Origin of the sequence: Sutcliffiella cohnii (assembly GCF_002250055.1) — a bacterium.
GTDB lineage: Bacteria > Bacillota > Bacilli > Bacillales > Bacillaceae_I > Sutcliffiella > Sutcliffiella cohnii.
The window spans coordinates 3,781,142-3,804,276 of the sequence record NZ_CP018866.1; the positions used below are offsets into that span (position 1 = coordinate 3,781,142).

Consider the following 23,135-nt stretch of genomic DNA (forward strand, 5'->3'; position numbering starts at 1 on the left):
TATGAGTGAAATGGTATTAGAGGCGATAAAATTCTTTCGGTCGTACGGAGTAAAATGTGACGATGATGACAAATGGGTTCAGGAATGGTTGAATAGTGATCCAAGTAGAAAGGTTTCAAAAGAAGCCTTCTGTGAAGAAGACCTTTACGATTTTAATGAATGGTGTAGATGGAAAGGCTCAGTATATGAAAAAGGAATAGATGATCAAACAAAGATTGAAAGATTATTAGAAGAAATAAATGAACTTAAGAGTGAAATAATCGTTCTAAGGAAGCAAAATAATGAGTTAGAAGCTCGATTAAGGATGAATACTTTTTAACAACAGCTTCCCCCAATCTAACAAGGTTGGGGGAAAGAAAAAGTGTAAAAGTAACAAAAGTGTACATTCTAAAGTGAGCAAAAATGTACATTTTAACCTTGACATTTATATCCTTGTGTATAGTTCTTGTTATACTTGATATAAGAACATCTTTAAAGATGTAAGTACCAAAGACTTTCTTTAAGTGTTGCTTTTCCAGGGCGTGCACTTCGGAAGGTCTTTTTTTTGTATTATGATGTACTTTAAAGTTACCAGTTCTTCTAAGCCATGCGTGGCTTGCACTATTCCAATCTGTAATGTTGTCAAAGATTCTATTTTTACTAAAGTTGTTTTTTACAAATTTAACAACTTGTTCAATCTTTCCTTTGGATTCAGGATCACTCTTTCTACAGAGATAAATATTAAATTGCCGCGACTTCTGATAGTTTGTAAATTCAGCAGTTAAAATTAAGTCTCCTGCATTCTCGCTAACTGATATTAAAGCATCCTGATCATATACTATTTCTTCTGGCATCCCCTCAAAAAAATCAAAAGCATTTTCTTGCATCCTAATAACATCGGATGTTCTAAAAGGACGATCTAGCCACTCAACATATTTATATCGTGAATGAGATAGTATAAAAGCAATAAAATATAATCTCTTACTTTCTCCATAGGTATTCTTTACTTTGGTCTGACCAAAATCTACCTGTGCTTGTTTTCCCATTGGAAGTTCCGGAACTGCTGAATAGGTTCTTGGTACACTTACTTTAGGTATATGATAGAATTCCCTAAGATCATTAACATAGTTTCTAACAGTATTTTCCGCCACATCTTTAACTAATAACTTTTCTTCTAGCCAATCATATGCTTGAGCACCGGTTAGATCAGGGTGTTCTCTCAACCATTCAAGCAACTTATCCCGAAAGGGATCTAATTTCTTTTCTCGAGATTTTAAAGTGTTTGAGAAATCTTCAAAGTCATCAGGTGACATTTTAAGATAATCTATAACTCTATTTCTTGATATTTTCAATTTCCTAGAGATTGCACTCTTTGAGAACCCCTCCTTATAAAGTCGATGGATGTCTAAGTAATTCATGTAACGGTTCACTCCTAATTCCTCACTTTCAATGTACTACTCTCAGTATATTGAAAATGTTTAAGTATTTGGTGAACTGTTTATTCTTATTTGTGGAAATCTGTTTGTTTTTAGTTGGGGAAAACTGTTGATTCTAGTTTAGCGTTTACATTTGCACTTTATAGCTCTCAAATTTGTCCCAATCAGTAGTGAATTCTTTTTAAAATTCAGTTCAAACCATATGGGATTAAAAGCCAGAAGTGGAAATTACGGAAAGCAAAAATATGCTTGAAACGAATAATCAATGCATATTTTATCTCCTTTTTATGCTTATATTGTTGAACTAACGGACGTTACTTTAAATGGGATATTTCACAAAGTTAGAGTAGGTTGATATCTTTGTTGGGCAGTATGGTTGTACTGCTCAGCTTGCTTGAAGGATATGTCATTTAACTTCATGATACTAGCTAGATAGGAAAACTTAAAAAGGCTAATAGAACTCTAATAATTCTTGCAATGAAGCGTACAAGCCAAATATCTCTAACTTTTCCTTCAATTTTTCATAAAGTGCTTTAAGCAAATCATCCTTTAATTTATTATCAGTAAGATGTATAGCCCTATGGCAATTAGGCCAAAGTGATACTATGTTCCCTCGAACATCTAAACTAAATTCAAACTCTTTTTGTTTACTTATCGGAATTAAATGATGGGCCTCCATAATATTTTCACCTGTATTTAACGCAATAAAAGTTATATGCTCCCGATTAACTCACATACAAAGTTTGCGTTTTGTAATGCTTTATATGCTATTCTTGGATCTCTTTTTATTATATTCGCATTCCTTTTATTGTACATTTTGGGAACAACCAGAGGGGTTTCAGGTGTTCTTTAGCCTTTTAACTCTTTATCATTTAACAAGGTTTGATACTTTGCATCGTCCTGTGTTTCTTCTATCTGTTGCAAAGTTTTCTTTTCCCTCTGCTTCTATTAACTTTATTTAATTTAACAATCCATATGAAGGTAGGTCCATTGTCCCGCACTAAATTAAGTTCTAGCTCTTCATCATCAATATTCTGTTTTAGTAAGTTTAAAAGTTCTTCAACCCATTCTAATATGTACGCCCGCTTTGATTTGTGTTTCACTCTAGGAAAATCGAAAGTTGAAAATGAAATGGATCTCGCAGGTTAATTTCAGAAAATATGTGGCACAGGGGTATTAATCTAGCCCTCCTAAATATCAAAAAAAGTGAAATCGACGGCGCGATTTCACTTTTTACATGGTTTAAGCTAGTTCTGATCCAGCCTCTTGTCTTTTTACCACTTAGAGACATTTAGTTAACTAATAGGGCTTGAATATTGTAAATCTGATCGGTATAGATAGCCATTATAAGTGCAAGTTCCGGCTATACAAGAACCAGAAACTCGTTGTAGATAACCTCTATTGGGACATGAATAGAGTAGAATACGTATTGACCTATCTTGTTGTATCGTGCCAAATAGTATTAGGAACTGAGGCGCTTACACCTGTTAAAAATAATGTTACTATTATTAGCATGAATGAAAAATAAGAGAACATGATTTTTTTCTAATAGTAATCACCCACCTAATTATCCTAATTACTGCATTCAAGTAACCGCCGTCAAGCAGAATTAGTTTTTCACAATTAATAATTTCAAACAGGTCTTGTCCATCCTCTATTATATGAGATAAAAGTTCTACAACATTATGCTTCTTATTCTATGACCTTATGTGAATATGGTGATGGGACTGGTTGATCCGATCGGTAAATGTATCCATAATATTTGCATACAAAATCAGCACAATAATCTTTTGTTAACCATCCTCTATAAAGGAGTCCATATCTGTATTCTGAGTAATATGCATGTTGTGTACTCTCCGGTAATGCAGGACTTACATAAATTCTCAAAGGAGGTGAAGCACTTACGCTTGAGGCAAATAATGAAACGATTATTGAGAATGCAAAAAATGAACCAAGTATTTTCTTTTTCATAGTATCCCCTCTCTTTTTTCTGAATATTAATAACATACTAAATATTACATTATTAACCATTTGCTTTAAATAGGAACAATTTACTATTTTTGGGTTTTCGGTGTATCCCAATTTACCATTGTTAACAACAACAGGTCTTGTCCATCCTCTATTATATGAGATAAAAGCTCTACAACATTATGCTTCTTACTCTATGACCTTATGTGAATATGGTGATGGGACTGGTTGATCCGATCGGTAAATGTATCCATAATAATTGCATACAAAATCAGCACAATAATCTATTGTTAACCATCCTCTATAAAGAAGTCCATATCTGTATTCTGAGTAATATGCATGTTTTGTAAACTCCGGTAATGCAGTATATACATACATTCTCGTAGGAGGTGAAGCACTTACGCTTGAGGCAAATAATGAAACGATTATTGAGAATGCAAAAAATGAACCAAGTATTTTCTTTTTCATAGTATCCTCTCCCTTTTTTCTGAATATTAATAACATATTAAATATTACATTATTAACCATTTGCTTTAAATAGGAACAATTTACCATTTTTAGGTTTTCGGTGTATCCCCAATTTACCGTTGTTAACAACATTTCCGTCTTTAGAAAATTCTAACTACTATTCACTGTAAATGTGTTGAAAATTAAAAACACAATTTATTATGACTAGATAAATAGAACAATAGATATATTGTTATTGTTATTCGGGGCTATTTTACATAGTCAAATATTTTAATATCAACTTCGTCAATACAGCCGATATTCTCTTTTAGATCCCATAATTGTATTTCTGACGTTCCAGAGTATGGTTTTAACTTGTCAAGAACTAAAAATAAACTTTATCGATAGTTTTTTCATTTTTAGTAATCCCTCGAAGTACATCTCATTTACGGTTTGTCCTGTTTCTTCATAAAGTTCTCTAATCGCACATTCCTTTGGTGTTTCTTTTTCTTCCCTTTGTCCTGCTGGTAATTCCCATTGTGTTCTCTAAGTGTTATAGCACATAAAGATATTTCCCTGAACAATTAAGAACTGTGAAGGAGACTGCAATAGGTTTGTAGGATGTATCTCTTCTTCATTTGCACTAATGAACTCATAAAAGTTATTTTTTGCAAAGTACAAATGATTTCACCAACAAGTTTCAATATTCTTTATTGAACATTAACTCTTGATAAACGTAATCTATCATAAGTGTCTATCATTTCAAATATTAATGATGTTAATAATAACTCTTTTATATTGTGTTTTGTACTTTCATTACTTCTGCTATCGATGAACAAAAAATAAGCAAGGTAGTTGTCCAAATTTTTTGTAGCTACACCTTTAAAACGGTCACCGAGTTCTATAATTAACTGTATTTGTAGAACTCGATGAAGGTCTTTCTACAAGCCTTGCACCGATAACGTTGGCTACGTCCTTTAACAATTCGATAAACGCTCTGCTTAACCTAAAAACCTCCTGAATATTTGTTCTTATTCATTCTCTGAAATACTAGATAGATGCACCCTCGATAAAGAATTTGAAGAATGTCATATATTTCTTTCTGTTCCTGAAATCGAGAAAAGTTCGTAGCCACGATTATTATTGAGTTTTGAGAGAAGTCACTTCAAATGATGCCAAAAAACTGATGCATTCATTAGGTGAGATTCTGTTTTTAAGTCGAACATATCTGTAATTACCAATTTTTAAATTGCACCATCTTTTGGCTCCAATTGTTGTTGTAAGAGATTGTAAATAGGTATATTACATAATCTAAACCTATCTTAATGACTATATAATAATTTCTTATATAAATTATTAATTTTTTGTACAAAAAGTATATTCATTCTTTTCTTGTAAATGAAAATCCATAAGTATTTTTAATATGTTGAATCATAGGTGTTAGTTTTAGAACATCACTCTTATTAGTAATAACAAACGTTTCTTTATCTTTATAATGAAACTCTATGCTCTGTTCATTTGTTTCATCATCAATGATTAAATAGACTTTCTCGACATCTTCCCAACTGTATTTAATTTCTTCATCAAAAGGAGAATCATGAAAGATAAATCCAGCAGAGTTTAGGACTGTTACTGGTTTTATTCCAATATACATAATGCCAACCGCAATAATTAAGCATCCCATAACTATGAGAATTTTAAACTTGTAGAAGAAATAAGATGCTACTGAACCTATTAATAAAAATAGCCAAGCTATCATAAAAAATCGATAAGTAATTTTAGGAGTCTCAATCATCCATGCTGTTTCAGTTGCACTCATATCAAATAGAACCCTTTGAAGAAGATAAGGAAACAACCAAATAATTAAGGGCGAAAAAACAACTAGAAGAATTGCACTTACAACAAAATAGTGCTTTCTTTCATAATTTTTTACCATCATTACATTCCCCCTGTTCAGTAGTACGTACTATTTCAAATTAATTTCAAACTCGAAAAAATAATCTGAAAATAATTATTAAACAATAAAGAGTTCCTTTAAACAAAGCTATTTTACATTTAAAATAGCTTTGTTTCGACCCTGGCTCCTTACATTCTCTCTTCATAATTCTTATTATTAGTTACGATGTTTGACTCTTTACCTTTTTTATTATTTAATCGTAGGATAATTGATCCTATAAACATAAATACAAACGATAGAACAAGTAACACAAGGCTACCAGTTAAGTATTGAATATTTGGATTATCTAACACAATGGAAAGTTCTCCATTTAACACTTTAGGAACGTTAAAGAATGTAAACGGGATTAAATGTGCAAAATCAGGTATTAATTTGCTTGCTACATAATATCCTCCCGCATTCAATAAAATAGATAGTACAAAAACCGTTAACGTATTTCTTAAAAATGTCGACAAAAACATAGTGAAGGTAATCAAGAAGGTTAAACATAAAACAATTAATACAATACTATAAATGAGATACTCCCCTAATGGTAAAAAGTGAAAACCGTAACCATTGGAGATCATCCCAGTATAGTTGCTTGATGCCACTATACTTTCATGATTGTAATGTAATATTGGATAATTCCAATCTCCAAATCGATTAAAGACCGTCCCCATCAGTATGATAATAACCATTAACCCAATACTGCTTAAGATAGATAAAAGAATTGAGATAAATAACTTACTAACGTAAAGATTATTTACTAAAATTGGTTGAATCTTAAGCCAATTAATAGTTGGTTTTTTTCCCCTTTCAAGTGATAAACCACCTCCAAAAAGAAATAAGCACAACAGGATTGGGATGAAATAGAGATAATAGGTAGTAAACAAATACGAGGAGTATAGTCCACTACTATCTAATTTTCTGTTTTCTTCCTCAAAAGCCCTCTTATTTTCTACATCAGAAAACTGATGATGATAGATAGTTGGGCTATATTCTCCCTTGAAGATTGGCTGGATATTATTTTCCATCAACCATTCCTTTTCCTTAATACTTACTTCAATTGTAAATTTACCAATATCATCCACTCTAGTACCAATAAAGTAACCACCTGTATCAATTTCTCCAGCAGCCACCTGATTTTCCAAGAGCTGATATAAATAAAGCGCTGACCAGTTTTTTCGTTCAAATTGATTCACTGCTTCTTTACTTTTGTCCGCTCTCTCCTTAAAATACTCTACGGTTCGATCAACACCTGCAATCAAATCATCATAAACACTTTCTCCTGTTTGTTCTCTTAGCTCATTATATATTAACTTTGATTTTTCTCCTTCTGTAATCATAAAATCTAATATAGTTGTATCTTGTAGTTTTTCTAGGTATTCATTCTCCTGTTTATTGGATTGTTGAAAAAGAATAAAATAACCAATGGTTACAAACAACAATAAAAGTATATTAATTTGCATATATAATTTTTTTCTGCGAACTTTTCTCCATTCAAACACAAATATATTTTTTATGGTTCTATTTTTTCCATTGTTGTCTTTAAATGGTGGAAAATAAGTTATATTCAATAAGGTATGGCTTCTTATTTCAGGCATAAAATAGGAAGACATAAGAAGCAAGATGCTCCACACCAATGCAGCTAAGGGATATACCCAATCACCTGCTGTTGGTATCGAGTTTGCTAAAGCTGAAATCCGTATGAGTTGGAAAGGGTTCCAGACGACCTGTAAATAACTATTAATTTCAGTTAAACTAAAACCAATCATTGTTATAAAAGAAGTTAGCATAACCGTAATAAAGGTGTTCTTCAGTATGCTACTAAAGAACGTGACTATTCCAAACAATACCATTGCTGCACAGAAAAATATGATAACTACTCTAATAATGTAATGAATAGCAGGGAGGATGAAATACATTTCTCCTTCCTTTATTAAAAGTGGATATTGTAAACTCAATGTGTAATCAGCAAAAATGCTAGAAATGCTAAATCCAAAAAATATAAATAATAACATAAAAACAAAAGTGGAAAATAATAAACTTATATATTTTGAAACTAACAGATTCCATTTATTTATTGGTTGTGTTTGAATTGTTAACCATGTATGTTGTTCCTTCTCGACTGTAAAGGTATTCCCGAATAACAGTAACAAAAGGAATAAACCTAATAAACTAAAGGCTAAGGTACTTACTTCCTTGACTATTAAATGAGGTGAGACAGGATATTCTTCATCTTCATAGATAATATCATGCTCGATATACCACTCTGTCATTTCTTTTTCTATTAATAATTCTTGCCCTGTAAGTGAGGGAAATAGTTCACCATATTCTTCATACTGATTTACTAATTCTAGAAAAGTGAGTTTTAACGGGTAAAAGTTCGCCCATTCTTCTCCTTCAATCGCTCTATTCCACGTTATAAGTGACAAACTCATTTGTCTAATAACTTCGTGTTGATTTTTCTGTATTTCAGTAAGTTCTTGCTTTCTTTGTAATTCTCCCAATTCCCTTTGCAACCCATTAACTCCAAGTTGATAGGTTTCCAACCTTTGAAATGCTCTTTCTTTTTTCCCTTCTTGTTCTGATGCGTTAAATTGAAAAATAGCGAGTGTACAAAGAAGAGTGAGGAGAAATAGCCATAGTATCTTCTTTTGCCGCCAGACTTTTTTTAGTTCAAACAGAAACATCTTCATGAAAATCACCTTTAGTTCCAAAAATGGTTTGGTATCGTTCCTCTGAGCCAAAGACCACTTTCTCTATTTCATATATTTCTGTATTATTTTGTAGCAATAGTGTCAAAGGTTGATTTAACGAGGATTCCTTTAGATACAATGAAAGTTTATTTTCAGGAATAATTTGTACCTCATAGTTAGCTAGGCATAAAGTTTGATAGGCTGATTTTACGTTATTGACAGTAAGTTGGTAGCAAGTTATTTCAAATTTGGAGATATCCTCTTTTATTAATGTTCCTTTTTTTAAGAATAAAATTTCAGAAGTAATTCGGTCAATCTCTGATAGATTATGGGAAGATAACAGAATAGTTGTCTCTTCCCTCAATAATTCCAATAAAAGATTTCTCACTTTAATCGCACTAGTAGGGTCTAGACCATTTAGAGGTTCGTCTAATATTAATAACTTTGGTTTATTTACGATTGCCATTGCTAAAAGTAAATGTTGCTTCATTCCTAGTGAATAGTTACCTACTTTCTTGTTCAGGTAGTCTGTGATGCCTATACGTTCAGCCGTTTCAACGATTTGACTCTTTGGCAAAGATTGCACATCTGCTATAAATTGAAGATGGTCATATCCTGTTAAATAATCATACAAAACGGTATTATCTTGCATAAACGATATCTCTTTGAATATGCTTACATCCTTATTGCTTTTTCCCAGAATTTGAACCGTTCCTTTATCAGGACGTAATAAATTTGTAATAATACTTAATAACGTTGACTTCCCAGAACCGTTTGGACCGACTAACGCGATAATAGTGGGCTTCGTAATTTCAAATGATACATTCTTCAACACACTATCTTTTCCAAATGTTTTATTTACTTGGTCAACTTTTAGTATCATGTTAATAACCTCCTTTTATACTTATTGAATATTTACAAAAGTTCTTATAATTATATAATAACAAATATTATAAGCAGTTAGGGGGGATTTTCTTGTAGAAAACCTATATAAGGGAAATTCTGCCGCTATTTCAATAACGCACCATTTAGTTGAAAAAGTGGAACAAATGCAATATTTCTATCATGACTATCATGATTTGGCAAATACATTATTATAATTATGAGTTTGTAAGGATTCCGCTTTTGGTTAATATCACAATAAAGCAGTAAAAAAAGATGCTAAATCAAATCGAGTTTGCATCCAGATTTTTGATGAGATAAAGAGCTTGTTATTAATTAATTACCTTACTTTCATCTTTTTTACTTTTAGTAGTATAATCATATATTTTTTTTGCGCCGATAACAGTAGCAGTCCCAACTGCTGCAAATAAGAGAATATTTAAAGCATTAAATTTCTGTTCTTCTGTTGTACTAAAAGCATCAGTTAAATGTTTAAATGCTTCTAACTTTTCTGGGGAATCAACATTCTTAATTGATTGGTAGGCAGCAACATAAACATCTTTACTATTTTCATTAACACTGTCAATAAAGCCTTTAAATGGTGCTAATTTTTCTAAATCTAAAACTACTCCAAACATAAAATCCTCCTCCTTTTTTACATATACGGACAAACTGATAAAAGGTTTCGTAATAATTATTATATTACTTTTTTAGGATCTAAGTTTCGAAATTCCTACTACTACAGTGACTATTGCACCCTTTCTCTTTAAGCTTTATTTATCAAACGCTTTTGGGACATTTTTTGTTAATTTGACTTGGCCATTAGATTAACAGCTTACATGTGGTATGTTTACCTAAAAAGTATATGTTTTCCCTAGTTACCAAATTATAAAGTTACTGCACAGTATAATGTCTACTATGAAAAGACGAACACATTAAAGGCAATCGTCTCTAACAGTCACTTCTGCTTTTAACGTTTCCGGTGGAGCAACAACGAGCCATTGTATTAAACTTACATCATGTCTTGATCAGACCCGTTTTGCTTTGGTTTGTCCATTACCAGTCACCAGAAAACAGGTAAAGACAACGGAAATTTCTTTCCGTTCGTATTTGAAAGTGAAATATATACGTTTTACAGGCCTCTAAAACGGTGTTAAATTGGATGTTTGTTCCCATTCCTTACTAAGTTTGAGCGAGTGGATTTAATCAATTTGTTTCTCAAGGGTGGCTTTAATAGAACCAATTTAATTATCGACTATAAAATTCGTGGATGTTTTTATATACTAATTGAAACGAAGTTATATTTAAAGATTGCTCAGGTGATTAGAAAATAAGTTATATATTATAAAAAGGAGAGTTTGAATGAGAGTATTTGAACAATTTGAACGTGAACGGGACGAACGAATAAGAAAAGAAACTTTCGTATAAAAGCTAAAACAAAATCAGGTGAAAAATTTAACATTGAAGTTCAATTGTTAAATCAAAAGAAGATGATACCAAGAACCCTCTTCTATTGGGCAAAGCTTTTTGTGGAAGACTTTGAACAGGTAATCCTTATTCATCACTTCAAAAAACCATGACCATCAATATTCTTAAAAGAAGATATTACTGAAAATAAGTTGAGGGAGGTTATCAGTATGGGTGTAAATCTTAATAAAGCTGAACAAAAATTATTAAAATTAAGTGCTGATCCTGATACAAGAAAAGAGTATGAGCGAAGAGTAAAGGCTCTTTCGGATGAAAGAAGCAGATTAGAGGATGCTGAAAATGCCGGGATTTTAAAAGTAGCCAAAAGCCTACTTGATAACGGTATGCCGCTATATGAAGTGGCCAAGAATACACCTTATAATGCCGATGAATTAGAACGATTGCTTAAAAGATATAATTATATACAATGATCTTCCACAAGTAATCTGGTGGTTTTTTGTTATTAACCATTATTTCAGGCTTTTATTTACTAATATTTATGTAAATGGAATTTTTGTGTTTTCGAATAAAACCCGTATTACTATAGGGTTTTACATTTACCAACTTTAATGTAAATATTATGTTGAGAAATCCCAGATTGAGCGTTTGCCAACCATATTTTCAACAGTATCTTTTATCTCTCGATAAAAAGGAGATTTTTTTAAAGTTTCTATGATTTTCATCCTCCAAAATCTTTCTTTTACTGTACTATCTGCTTCGTTAACATAATAACCAAAAATAAGCGATAATCCTTCTTGAATTACCGCACCCTATAGTTGAAGAATAACGTTTAGTTAATATTCAATATTTGTATATATTGATTTTTCAACTTCAGGGAGGAGTTTGTATATGCTCTTATCAATTAATGTTTCTAACTCGCTCTTAATATTATAGAACCCCTTCCAATGTAAGGACGTGTGGGAGTTTGTTCCGTGACGTAAACCAACAGAAACCAATCTTTTTTCGAGAGTAGTAAAACCTTTTGCGTCAGCAAGTGCATCACAAAGGGTAATTACTTTATTGTACAAATCATAGTCACTATGTTCATTTAGTGTTTCAACTAACTGACTTTTCATGTGTACTGGAACAATACTCCAATCTGCTGCTATCTCTATATGTTCATTTTTGCAAGGAAATGAATGCGTAACACAAATCACCGCGTTTCCCATATATCCTAAATCATTCATATAAGTATAACCATCATAGGAGTGGATAACAGATTTTGTAAAACCTTTATATCTACCTATATCGTGTAAAAGGGCAGCATTGTATGCTAAATTAATATCAAGTTCGTACCCTTTTTTTATAAGTTCTGAGACAATACTTTCAGTAGCTTTGGCAACATTAATAGAATGATTGTACCAAGGTCCTGGGTTTTGTTCAAATGCCCACTCTAATAAATCATTTGCAAATGCCCTCTCCAATATATATCTAATAAAAAGTCCTCCTTTCTTTTAAACGACTAATATCATAGATTTTATTCTTGAATTATCGCCCCCGTTACTTAAAGTAGATTGTTAATGTTTATTTTTGAAATTCTAATAGTGAAGTAAATCCAGCACGAGACCAAAGCCATAATGGAGTATGGACATCAATTGGTGCTAATCCTGTTCCTTTAAGTACAGTCTCCCAAGCGTTTGCTACAACTTTTCTATCAGCTGCTCCACCATTTAATACTTCTTCTGAACATAAACCTAATTTAACCGTAGCCTTCAAGATGTGAGTATCTGGTGCTATTGTGATAAGTTCACGAGAACTCCAAGAAATATTGGTGTAACTTTCCAAGACATAAAGCCAGTAATTAAAAATTTTAGGTCCAGATAAATAAGGGAAATCTGCTTTTCGAGTACCTTGCATAAATTCTTTTAAAGGAAAAATATCAAATTGAACAGATTCAATAAGACCTTGAACGTCCCCTTTTTCTGAAGAATTCATGATTCCTCTTGCTACTCGTTGCCAAATTTCCGGATGCCGGTTAGGTTGTAATCCTACACGATGCAGAAGTAATGCCTCTCGTAAAATATCTATATCACAATTAGCTACAACCTTCGTGTTGAAAATCCACTTTGTTTCGTCATCTTGATATGCATTTAAAACTGCTTCCCACAATTTATAAGAATTTCTTTGATAGTTTAAAGCCATAGCCAATGTTAAAACATCCATTATATCATCTTCATTAACAACACCAATTAGAACATCTTCTGGCATTACTTCTCCTCCAAGCAATCCCTCAGAGTGCATTTTTATCAATGATTTTATATTATTTAAAAACTCATCTTTAATCATAAATTTCCCCCAATGTGTATCTTACACTTATTAAACTATACTGCCACGTTACTTGAAGAAGGAAAAGCTATCCTTTACTATTGAAGCAGCACACTTGTTAGTAAGAAAAATATATCAATGTCTATTATTTGTCTTTAAAAAATTTATTGAAATCAATCCACCTATAAAGGCAGTAAATACGATAATAGGTGCCATAAAATACATTTTATATTGGTTCCAAGGTGTTATATTGGCGACAATGATTGTAACAAATAGAACAATAGCACATGTAAATAATTGTTGTTTTAAATTCAACTTTTTACCAGTAAATAAGATTTGTTTTATTTTTAACTTCTTACCCAAAATTAAAATCACCTTCTCCCAAGATTCAGCGAAAATCATAATCTTATGTAAGTATCCTGCTCCGTTAGGCGAAGTATAATTCCATAATATTACAAATACCCCTACTAGAATCATACCAGATGATAACGAATTATTGTTCATATTTTTATAATTTTAAAAATAGTTGCTGCGCAATATGTAGTCTACTACGTAATAAAATAGTTCCTCCGCAATCTGGCCCTTATGTTGAATAAGCGCAACTTTAGTGTTTATACAGTTTGGTTTTGGGAAATCATTCAAAAATATTTATAAGCATACTGCCATAACATACATTAATTTAATGCCAGAAACAGCTTTACCGCTTTTTAACCAAATCATAACCCAAACCAATTGCAGTGGTTTTTAAAAAACTCTCTCTAGAGATTGTCTCAGTTCTGGTGAAGTGTTACTGTCAAAAGGACTAATTCTTTTGGATTTTTTTTTGTTCATCAAATCATTAAGGTTAACTTTGTGATCCACCATCTCTTCGCTCATTGCTAATAATACTCTTTTATAAAAGTCCTTCCAGTTAAATTTTCTACTATCAGGATTAGGTAACTCCATCCCAGAAACAGGAATAATGGATTGGTTTTGAGACATTTCTTTATGCATTTCTTCATTTATCTCATCTATTATCTCAAGTAGCATTCTTGATTTGCCAATTCTTGATGGACCGATCACCATTATAATGTTATAATTTTGCTCTTTTATTTCTTTTATCACCTCATTTTTCACTTTCATGAAATTGGGATGCGCTAAGGTATACTCTTGAAAAAATTTTAATTTTTCATCATTAGAAGCATATAACAATTCTAAATCGAACAGTCTTTCATCTTTACTCATCTCCAACCCTCCCAAAGAGTAACAAATCTGTATCGTCAGTTTCATCCCTTTCAAATTCTAGTTCTAATTCATTTCCATTGGTTTCAACAGACGGCTTAACTTCTTCTAAATGAGACTCTAGAACCTTAGCCCTATTGCTTATTTTTTCTTCCCACAGCGATTTTTCGATTTCTTCTGTTTCGAAGATGAAATCTGCAATCATTTTATCCGTAACTTGGTTGCCTTTTTCATGTTGTTTTCTCTTCTCAAGTAACTCTTCAGTTATTTGCTTAAGCTCCTTCTCTGTTTTACCTTTTATAAACGCATAATAGCTCGAGTAGCACTTCAACCAACGCTTATTCACAAAAGCATAAGCAACACCTATATTAAATGGGTCGTAACGAACTTCGACCTTTTTATTTTCAACTCTTGGGTCCTTTAATTCTTCACAAAAATAATAGAAATAGTTTAACTTAAACCCTTTTCCAGGATACACCTTTCTTTCTGGTCTATCAGGATTAGGAAGTGTCATAAGAACAAAATCCTCATTATAAGGAATATATGTATCTGGCCGTTTTCCAGTCTTAGCAAGCGACTCATTAAATATATTTTTTGGTGTATCAAATAGCGCTGGATGCTCTTTATTGTCATAGATCTCATCAATCCATTTTTCTAATCGCTCTACTAGCAATTCCATTGTCCAAACTGCATAGTATTCTGGATTAACAGCTTTTGTAACTTGACGAACATTTTTCATTATCTGTGTATTTCCCTGTAGGTTATGAAAGAAGAGTTTATTTGCAATCCCAAACAAACGCTCTATCACGCTCCCATATCGTGCTTTAGCAGCAGGTCTTACCTTCTTGATAACTTCATATCTCATTAAGAGAGAATCAAAATAAATACTTTGGAAATCTTTCCCCCCATCGACTACTACCAACTGTGGCAACCTTTTATGTTTCCTAACACATTCTCTGATAATCATCATTTCGTTTTTTTTACTAGGTGAATCAAACGACAAGTAGAAAGCCAGTATTCTTCTTGAAAATGCATCAATAAGAAAAGTGCACCACGGCTTTTTTGTTTTTCCATTTCCTATATCAAGCCTTAGATCAACTTGAGTATGGTCAATATGAGCTATTTCTAATGCTCTATCCCCATGCTTTGGTGTGGTCTCATCTATAACCCAATGGAACTCTTCGTACTCATATGCTGCTCTACTTCCCTCTCTCTTCTTTTTGCGTTCATAGAGGCTTCGACGATTAATTTCCTTGCAAAAAGTTTGGTATGTTGCTGGGGTTCTAATACCATTCTCTTTGCAACGATTTTTATATTCTTGATGTACAATTTTTGCCGTTTTTAATTTTATTGTTTCATAACTTTCATCAATTACTTTATTCATTAGTTCGATTGAATTATCTGGGATTTTCCTTTTATGATTTCCTCTACCTTTGTTATTGGGTATTAACCCCAAAAATCCGTTTCCATAGAGTTCTTTGGCTAGGTTAAAATCCCGTTTCCAGTTTCGAATAGTTCTATCCGTTTCTTTAAGGTCTTTTATGTTTTCCCCACGTTCTAGCTTTTTAAGAATTTCATACCTTCTGTTGGCTATTTCATAATCTTCTTCAGTCGCAGTTTCAATTATCTCTTTAACTTTTGGTTCATCCATTGTATTTATATTGTCTATTCCAACTATGTACCCTTCAGATATATAAGTTTCAAAAACATCACGAGGAATAGAGTTATGCTCGCCTAGTTCAGAGGCTAAGAAGATTGTTTTATGATCATGATTAATTATTTTCCAGAGTGTTTCTCCCCACATTATCATCGATCCGTTTGATACCGTAATCTTTTGTGTTTTCTTTTGCTTTGCTTGTTCCCTAATATTGATATAGCTTTTATTTTGCTCTTTTGATAAATAAACCTTAACAGTCTCTAGTTCAATCAATAACGAATCAAATAGGTCAACATATATTAGGCCGATTGCAATTAAGGTATTGACATGATCTATTGTAAACTCATTACCAGCCAAATCATTTAGTGCCTGCAAGGTAATTCCAGGACATGACATAATTGTCTGTCTAATTTCTGTCACACATAATAGGTCTGGTTCCTTACCTTTTAGGTAATCCTTCAGATAGACTAAGTTTCTTTGAAGTCTCGGATTTAAATCTTTGGAAGATACCACAAAAAAGCTTAAGCCTAATTTTCCGCAATATTCTTCACCTGGCGTATAATGCCATGTTCTTTCTTTATCCATATAATACTTGGGGTTCTGTTTCTGTGAGAGCTTTATTAGCTCCTCCTCTGTCTTGCATTCGATCCAATAAGCCTTATCCTTTTCAATAACAAAATAATCCGGAGTCCTCCATCCCACCTTGTTTAATTTTAAGCTTGGTGGTTGATCATAAAATTCCAACACATTTTCATCAAACTCTAACATATAAACTGTTGGTAATTCGACGTGAGAGCTTTCATATTGAATTGAAACTCCCATTTTTTTGCTTGGAAAAATACCAGAAGAATTTTTTGCTCCACCCCCGACGCGTCTAGAGGGATCGGAACTTCTTATTATTTGAATCTCTTCTATAGCTTCCTTTGACAAATTCAATTTTTCAGCCCACTGTTTAAATTCCTCAGATTTCATAGACAAATCTATCCCCTTTCTTTAACTGTATATTCCCTTTCTATAAAGCTAATCAGCTCCTTCATTAGCACACATTTGTTCATGTAAATTAAGTACTTCCTATTTATTCCGCACACAAATGATAGATTTTTTTGACATCCTTACAAACCTATTAGCTTTACTCACTTATTTTCAATGTATATATAAGCGATTCATATATCTTCGGGATCATATTTTACAGGTACTTGTTGCTTTACCAGAGTTTCAAGTTGTTCTGACCAGTAATATTTACCAACATAAATTTTTTTTCATCAGCGCAAAATATTTCATTTTTATCATCTAAAGCATTGATTTCCCCTTTAAAATCAACGAATTTCTTCATTTTGTATAAAATGAAATTTATTTCATGAAATTTTCACAAAAGAAAACTCCCCCTTATTTATAAGGAGGAGTTTAAAAAGCGATATGTAATTGATGAATTAGATTAACAATACATTTTCATCACCACTGTATATTTTTTTATTTTCACATAATTCAATCCACTTTATATAACCAAAATTTTTTTATATGTATACTCCGCAAATTCAAAATGGAGTTTTAAAAATTATATACTAAATATTTTAAAAAATCAACTTTTTTTACTGAAAGTAGTAATTAAGTAACCTTATGTTTCATTAATAAATTCTGCCAATGTTTTTGCAAAACCCTTTCTTTCAATACACCTGGCTTGTTCATGTGAAACTCCATTTTTCCGCCGCTTGGATAAATTCCATGCTGATGCAAATTTATAAAAGTTTCCTCCAACAGTTCTTTTAATTTGACTATTCTTTGATGTTTTTTCTCCTCAATGTATTGCTTATATTGTTTAGATATTTGAATACAAAGACCACGAAAGTTTCTATAGAGTGTTCTTTTATTAACCCCAACTTTCTTTGCCGCTGCGGCCATTGAAATTGGCTCTTTATTTTTTATTATTTCTTTTAATTTGAATTCAATTATTTGTTTATTTATATTGCTTCTCTCAGTTTTCTCTTGTTGTTTATTTTTTATTATTTGAGATTTAATTACTTTAATATTGTTAATATCTTTTAAACCGAATAATAACTCTTCTAAATCAATGTTTAAACGATAAGATATGTAAATTTGATTGATTAATGTTGGTGTTTTGTCTCCTTTTAACCACCCGCATACCGTACTTTTACCATACTTGAATGTTTTACTAAACTTATTTTGGTTCCCTTCAAACACTTCTTGATTAATAAGATTTAGGTTTCTCACTAGCTTTAGGCTTTCACTTGAAAGCCCTCTTTCTCTATAGGTTAACAATGAGCTAATGCACTTTGTTACATAGTTTTGCCATTCTATGTTCTCATTTTCACATTCCAGTGATACAGAACAATCATCCAATTCCTCAAAACAATTTTGACACAAACCTACTATTGATTGTCTTCTAAGAATGTCTTGAGTATTATCACAAGCAGAACAGGTTTTAGAAAGGTAACAACTATGAACAAGACATATTTTTATAGGCTCAAGGTACCAAATTAAAGGATAGTAAATTGACTTTCCATTCTCCTTCCATTCTCTTATACAGTGTGGGCACCATGATAATGTATTTTTAAATAAACCCCTTAAAGGAATAATCCCCCTACAGTTTAATAGTGTAAGACTCGCTAAATCACTTCTACTTGTTAATTTTTCAATAACGCTAACTACATCTGAAGAGTTTTCCATATAACCGTTTAATGTTTTTGCTCCTTCATAAAAACGATTACCACCATAGTTACTACTTAAATGGAGATACTCTTTATCTAAGTTGGGAATTACTAATTTATTCACGATTTGTCCAACTGAGTTATTATGTTCTGCTGCTATTCTAGTTAGATAGCTCGTCAAGCTTTCTATCATCTCAGTCCCTAACCCTAGTGGTGTTAAGTTGTATAAGATACTTCTTTGATTGTAGGTTAATTTGTTGTGCATTGGAACTCACCTCGTGGTGAATATTGTTCCGCATACCTTGAAAATTATACTAAGTTAACAGAAAAAAGCTCACATTTATTCCATGATAAGGGTAAATGCGAGTGCTTTTTACTTGTGTAAAATTAACTTATCTAATACTCTATTTTTTTACTAATAACTGCTCAAATGGCATTATTCGACCTTAATCAATTAAAAGTTGTTAATTTACGAATGGAACATTTGAATAATTCAAAATCTCTTGTGATTTCAAATTACATTTTTGGATTCCTGTATTATACAATAGCTTCGGACTCAAACAAGCTATCTAAAGCATGGTTATCCAATACTCCCTTTTTAATAATTGCATCATATATTGGTGTATACTCAGGAATGTGCTCCTCAAAAACTAATCCGAATTTTTTTATTTTCCATTCTTAAAAATACTTGTAAGTCTATCTCTTAGTGCTCGATCCTCGATTTGCTTAATTAGATCATTTATTGCAGCCATTCCTAGCCTCCTAGTTACTTATGAAACTTGTTTAAAAAGATTAAATGATGGTAGAACTTTATAGTTTATTTAATGACAAGTTTGGCAGTGATAACATACAACTTGACTTTTTTGTATATCCAAAACGGTTAAAGTCGACGTTGGAAAATAAATACACATCTTTTTTTGCTCTTGTGATTCCAACATAAAATAAGCTGATTTCTTCTACAAATCTACTTTTCAATCCACTTAAGAAATTAAACTTACAGGCATCTGGATAAACAGTTCTACCTTCTCGTCTACCGCACTCTGTACATATACTTCTGCTTGAAGGAAAAGTGTAGGCTGTAATTTCTGGCATATATACATAATCCCATTCAAGTCCCTTTGAACCATGTAAAGTAGTAACAATTATACTTTCTTCAACTTCATTCATAATGTGTTTCAAACTATTACTTCCTAGAACAAACACTACTTTTTTGTATTGTTCACTTCTACTTAATCTTTTATTTTTTATACTTTTTAAAAAAAGAGTTAGCAATCTAAATAGTGAATCAAAAATATAAATATCATCTGAGTCTATCATTATTTCATCTCGTTTATTTACTATGCCTGAAAGAACCTTTTCAATAACACTATTTGAAACCGACTTACTATTACCACTCTCTTCTTGAAAAATTTCTGATGCTGTTTCATGAAACCTCACGTATTCAGGGTTTTGCTCACTAAATAATCCATTAAAATAAGGTATTCCTTGGTATTCTAATTCAACAATAACGTGATTGGCTGCGTACCCTGCTCTTACTAATACCGCCACTTTCGACTCATTCTCTGTAACCTTTTGAGTTAAGTGATTCACTATAAAGCTTGCTTCATCAGCCTGACTATCCGAAATTTTCACTTTAACATCGGCACTTTCCTCATAACTATCAATTTCATCATAATTTTTAATAATTCCCCTGATATAATTATCTAATTTCTTCATTTCTATGTTATTTGCGAACCGATAATTTGTTTTAAATTCCATTTCTTTCATACCGTATTCTAGAGATACTTTGGAAAATAAACCAGGTATCGCACCAAGAAACCCATAGATTTTTTGAATATCATCTCCCATAAGAATTATCTTATTTTCACCAAATAAATTCGTAATTAATTTATATGATAAGTAATTTGTATCCTGAAATTCATCAACGATAACCATACAATAATATTTCTGATAAAAACTTCTTATAGTTTTATTCTCAAAGATTTTATTAGCAATTAATAATAGACCATTAAAGGTAATTAATTTATTTGGGATAACTTTATCAATTAGTATCCTATAATATTCTTCCTCTAATTTTTCTAGTTCTTTTTCTTTTACATCTTTCAAATAGGAGTCATATTCATTTAATATACCGTATTCTTTTGATGTTAAATATTCCATTAGAACTCTAGAATTTTCGGGAATAATAGAGAATGAATGAATATGCAATAGTTCTTCTTTTAAAAGATAACCATGCTTTTGTATCAACTTAAATGCAAAATTATGATAATTAGAGACATCAAGCTTGTTATTTACATTTATTTCTTTTCTTCCTAATAACACAGGGAGCATTTCATTAATGTCTTCTTTAATTTTTGTAGCAGCATTTACACTAAAAGTTAGTGCCAATATTTTTTTAAAATTCATAGTTTTATTTGCTAATATCTCATATGCAATCTTACTGATCATACTTTTCGTCTTACCACATCCAGCGGGAGCAGTAACAATTATTTTTTGTTGTTCACTAAACACAAAGTCTAACTGTTCTTGGTCACTTTCGTGAATTTTTATTATTTTTTCTACAAGATCTTCTTTATTCAAAACTTTCCTCCTCACTTAAAGCACATTTTATTACTTTCTCAAATGAATTAGGAATTTTGTTAACATGCTGTGCAATCATCGCTCCATTAATAGAATTTTTATTATCCCTTAGTCTTTTTAATTCAAGAACCTCATTATCTGTCATAATTCTCTTTCTATCTTCCAATGGAATTTTATAGGCAACCGGATTTGTTATAAATTCTTTAGCATTAAACTCCTCACATTGTCTTTTTAAATAACGAATAAAACTTTGAGATTGATTTATTTGTATGAGATATCTTAAGTAATTGGTATATTTGTAATTAGAATAAGCTTCAGCTTCAAAGTCTTCTTCATCGGTAAAGATTATGTTATCTTCTTCTCTATAACTTTCTTCTTTATCCTTATCTATAATTGCTACTGATTTAATGCCAAAAGCATTATATAATTCCATACACCTCAGTACGCTATCTGCTCCGTCTAGTTTTATTACCCCTATTCCTTTCTCATCCATATCAAATCCCATACGGTCAATGAACACCGGAATAGCACCATACTCGGTATCTCCCTCAACTAGTATTAAACTTTTGCTGAACATTGCCTCTTTAATATAAACAAAACTTCTCATTAAATGTTTATGCACTTTTTCATCGAAATCTATATCTTGTCCACACATAACCCTTACTGTTTCATCATCTTCTTTATAGAGTCTAATAATTTGTTTGTAGTCATTTAACAATATATTTGGAGAATGAGTTACTGTAAACACCTGACCGATAAAACCGTCTATTCCAAACAATTCCTTTATAACTTTTTGAAATTCTTTGTTTTCATTATGAATTATTCTATTAATGCTTTTTATCAATGCTCTTTGACGATAAGGGTGTTGGTGTATTTCTGGTTCATCTAATCCAATTGTTAGCGGTAATAATTTTTTCCCATTATCAAAAATTATTAATAGATTCTCAAAATCTTCTTCTTTTTTTGTAGTTTTCAAATGTACCAGTAAATCTAAAATATGCAAATATATATTAAAAGAATATTGCAATCCATCACCAAGTCTACTTATATTTTTCTGATTCACATCACCAAGTTCTAATATTCTATTAATTAGACTCTGTTTATCGTCACTAACATAAGCTTGAATGTTTTCTTCTGGTAATCCGTTTATACGTTTTATTTGTATATTCAATTCATCAACAATACTCTTTATACCATCTAGATCAATGAGCTCCATTTCGTCTATTGTTCCCCTATTAATACAACTTTTTATCAAGTAATTTAATACTTTTCCTGTCCCAATATTTCTTGTGAAATTCAACTCCTTATTCGGAGACCTTAATGCTGAATAATATACAAAATTCATCATTCTAATGGTTTTAGGGTTAATATAAGAGTTTATTGTTGAAGAATGACAATACTCAATTCTTGAATCAACATTTTCCTGAATGGCTGTGATAGAAATCTTTAATTCGTCATCAGCGTCAAAATTATTTTCAAAAAAACCTATTTCATCTTCACTATATTCAATCGTAAAGGAAATTTTAATTGGTTCTTGTATATTATAAAAATCGGTCTCGTTAAATTTACCTATGCTAACCAAAGAGTTTAGCAAATCTAATACATTAGTCTTTCCTGTATTATTTTCCCCTACTATAAAGTTTAATTTTTTGTCAAATGAGAACTGAGCACTTGATAAATTCCTGTAATTCTCAATATATTTAATTTTACTTATAAACAAAATATCTTCCCCCAGTATTAGCATTAATATGTTCTTTCTGTAGATTTACATAGGTATGTCATAAAAGTAATTTTCCACCAAATTGTTTCCTTATAAAACATTTTACGACAAAAATTGTAAAAATCCTATAAAACAAACAAAAAGATACCAAAATTAAATTTTGAGTATTTTAAAATCTCAAAAATGAATAAATGAAGTTGCTATGAACTTTC

Annotated in this window: 20 protein-coding genes and 2 pseudogenes; 3 read left to right on the forward strand and 19 right to left on the reverse strand. The window is 31.4% G+C overall.

The genetic code is table 11. The features are described from left to right. The first annotated feature begins 1 nt into the window (after position 1). The gene (locus BC6307_RS19115; RefSeq protein WP_066417896.1) at positions 2–319 is read left to right on the forward strand and encodes a hypothetical protein; all 318 of its coding nucleotides are present in this window, start codon (positions 2–4) and stop codon (positions 317–319) included. On the opposite strand, the gene istA is transcribed toward BC6307_RS19115, so the two are convergent. The 10 genes and pseudogenes from istA to BC6307_RS19165 all read right to left on the reverse strand — a co-directional run bounded on the left by istA (position 246) and on the right by BC6307_RS19165 (position 9,985). Continuing rightward, positions 246–1,397 carry an IS21 family transposase gene (gene istA, locus BC6307_RS19120; protein WP_235858180.1) on the reverse strand — a complete coding sequence of 384 codons (1,152 nt, stop codon included), beginning with the start codon at positions 1,395–1,397 and terminating at the stop codon, positions 246–248. The genes BC6307_RS19115 and istA overlap by 74 nt on opposite strands. A 469-nt stretch (positions 1,398–1,866) precedes the next feature. Continuing rightward, positions 1,867–2,094: a hypothetical protein gene (locus BC6307_RS19125; protein WP_066417899.1), complete on the reverse strand. Its 228-nt coding sequence runs from the start codon at positions 2,092–2,094 to the stop codon at positions 1,867–1,869. Positions 2,095–3,107: 1,013 nt separating this feature from the next. After that, positions 3,108–3,386: a hypothetical protein gene (locus BC6307_RS19130; protein ID WP_094366177.1), complete on the reverse strand. Its 279-nt coding sequence runs from the start codon at positions 3,384–3,386 to the stop codon at positions 3,108–3,110. 186 nt (positions 3,387–3,572) lie between these two features. Further along, positions 3,573–3,851, reverse strand: a complete 279-nt coding sequence (locus tag BC6307_RS19135) for a hypothetical protein (RefSeq protein WP_094366179.1) — start codon at positions 3,849–3,851, stop codon at positions 3,573–3,575. Between the two features lie 357 nt (positions 3,852–4,208). Further along, positions 4,209–4,313, reverse strand: coding sequence for a hypothetical protein (locus tag BC6307_RS25650; protein WP_342351671.1), 105 nt, complete (start codon positions 4,311–4,313; stop codon positions 4,209–4,211). A gap of 227 nt (positions 4,314–4,540) precedes the next feature. Next, positions 4,541–4,723, reverse strand: a pseudogene (locus tag BC6307_RS19145) (IS1595 family transposase); the annotation flags it as partial. A gap of 488 nt (positions 4,724–5,211) precedes the next feature. Then, positions 5,212–5,649 (reverse strand): hypothetical protein, encoded by a 438-nt coding sequence (locus tag BC6307_RS19150; protein ID WP_157076672.1) that lies wholly within the window; start codon positions 5,647–5,649, stop codon positions 5,212–5,214. A 266-nt stretch (positions 5,650–5,915) separates the two neighbouring features. Next, a complete protein-coding gene (locus BC6307_RS19155; RefSeq protein WP_066418058.1) occupies positions 5,916–8,465 on the reverse strand; it encodes an ABC-2 transporter permease in 2,550 nt (849 codons plus the stop codon). Then, a complete protein-coding gene (locus BC6307_RS19160) occupies positions 8,446–9,348 on the reverse strand; it encodes an ABC transporter ATP-binding protein (protein ID WP_066418061.1) in 903 nt (300 codons plus the stop codon). The genes BC6307_RS19155 and BC6307_RS19160 overlap by 20 nt, the downstream gene beginning before the upstream one ends. Before the next feature lie 331 nt (positions 9,349–9,679). Then, complete coding sequence (locus tag BC6307_RS19165; protein ID WP_066418063.1) at positions 9,680–9,985, reverse strand: hypothetical protein; 306 nt, start codon at positions 9,983–9,985, stop codon at positions 9,680–9,682. A 774-nt stretch (positions 9,986–10,759) separates the two neighbouring features. On the opposite strand from BC6307_RS19165, the pseudogene BC6307_RS25750 reads away from it, so the two are divergent. Beyond that, positions 10,760–10,927 (forward strand): annotated as a pseudogene (locus tag BC6307_RS25750) (PD-(D/E)XK nuclease family transposase); the annotation flags it as partial. A 57-nt stretch (positions 10,928–10,984) separates the two neighbouring features. Continuing rightward, positions 10,985–11,245, forward strand: coding sequence for a beta/alpha barrel domain-containing protein (locus BC6307_RS19175; protein ID WP_066418065.1), 261 nt, complete (start codon positions 10,985–10,987; stop codon positions 11,243–11,245). A 363-nt stretch (positions 11,246–11,608) separates the two neighbouring features. On the opposite strand, the gene BC6307_RS19180 is transcribed toward BC6307_RS19175, so the two are convergent. The 9 genes from BC6307_RS19180 to BC6307_RS19220 all read right to left on the reverse strand — a co-directional run bounded on the left by BC6307_RS19180 (position 11,609) and on the right by BC6307_RS19220 (position 22,923). Next, a complete protein-coding gene (locus BC6307_RS19180; RefSeq protein WP_066418066.1) occupies positions 11,609–12,250 on the reverse strand; it encodes an HD domain-containing protein in 642 nt (213 codons plus the stop codon). An 88-nt stretch (positions 12,251–12,338) separates the two neighbouring features. Next, a complete protein-coding gene (locus BC6307_RS19185) occupies positions 12,339–13,100 on the reverse strand; it encodes a hypothetical protein (RefSeq protein WP_066418067.1) in 762 nt (253 codons plus the stop codon). 114 nt (positions 13,101–13,214) lie between these two features. Next, positions 13,215–13,442: a hypothetical protein gene (locus tag BC6307_RS19190; RefSeq protein ID WP_066418068.1), complete on the reverse strand. Its 228-nt coding sequence runs from the start codon at positions 13,440–13,442 to the stop codon at positions 13,215–13,217. Positions 13,443–13,823: 381 nt separating this feature from the next. After that, on the reverse strand, positions 13,824–14,303 hold the full coding sequence (locus BC6307_RS19195) for a hypothetical protein (protein ID WP_066418070.1): 480 nt from the start codon (positions 14,301–14,303) through the stop codon (positions 13,824–13,826). Next, the gene (locus BC6307_RS19200) at positions 14,296–16,929 is read right to left on the reverse strand and encodes a Mu transposase C-terminal domain-containing protein (RefSeq protein WP_066418078.1); all 2,634 of its coding nucleotides are present in this window, start codon (positions 16,927–16,929) and stop codon (positions 14,296–14,298) included. Before BC6307_RS19200 ends, BC6307_RS19195 begins: the two co-directional genes overlap by 8 nt. A 191-nt stretch (positions 16,930–17,120) precedes the next feature. Further along, positions 17,121–17,210: a Mu transposase C-terminal domain-containing protein gene (locus BC6307_RS25755; protein WP_084380536.1), complete on the reverse strand. Its 90-nt coding sequence runs from the start codon at positions 17,208–17,210 to the stop codon at positions 17,121–17,123. Between the two features lie 352 nt (positions 17,211–17,562). After that, on the reverse strand, positions 17,563–18,888 hold the full coding sequence (locus BC6307_RS19210; protein ID WP_066418080.1) for a TniQ family protein: 1,326 nt from the start codon (positions 18,886–18,888) through the stop codon (positions 17,563–17,565). 545 nt (positions 18,889–19,433) lie between these two features. Continuing rightward, entirely contained in the window at positions 19,434–21,203 is a 1,770-nt protein-coding gene (locus tag BC6307_RS19215; protein WP_066418081.1) for a UvrD-helicase domain-containing protein, read from the reverse strand. After that, positions 21,196–22,923 (reverse strand): ATP-dependent nuclease, encoded by a 1,728-nt coding sequence (locus BC6307_RS19220; RefSeq protein ID WP_066418083.1) that lies wholly within the window; start codon positions 22,921–22,923, stop codon positions 21,196–21,198. Before BC6307_RS19220 ends, BC6307_RS19215 begins: the two co-directional genes overlap by 8 nt. Positions 22,924–23,135 lie beyond the last annotated feature (212 nt).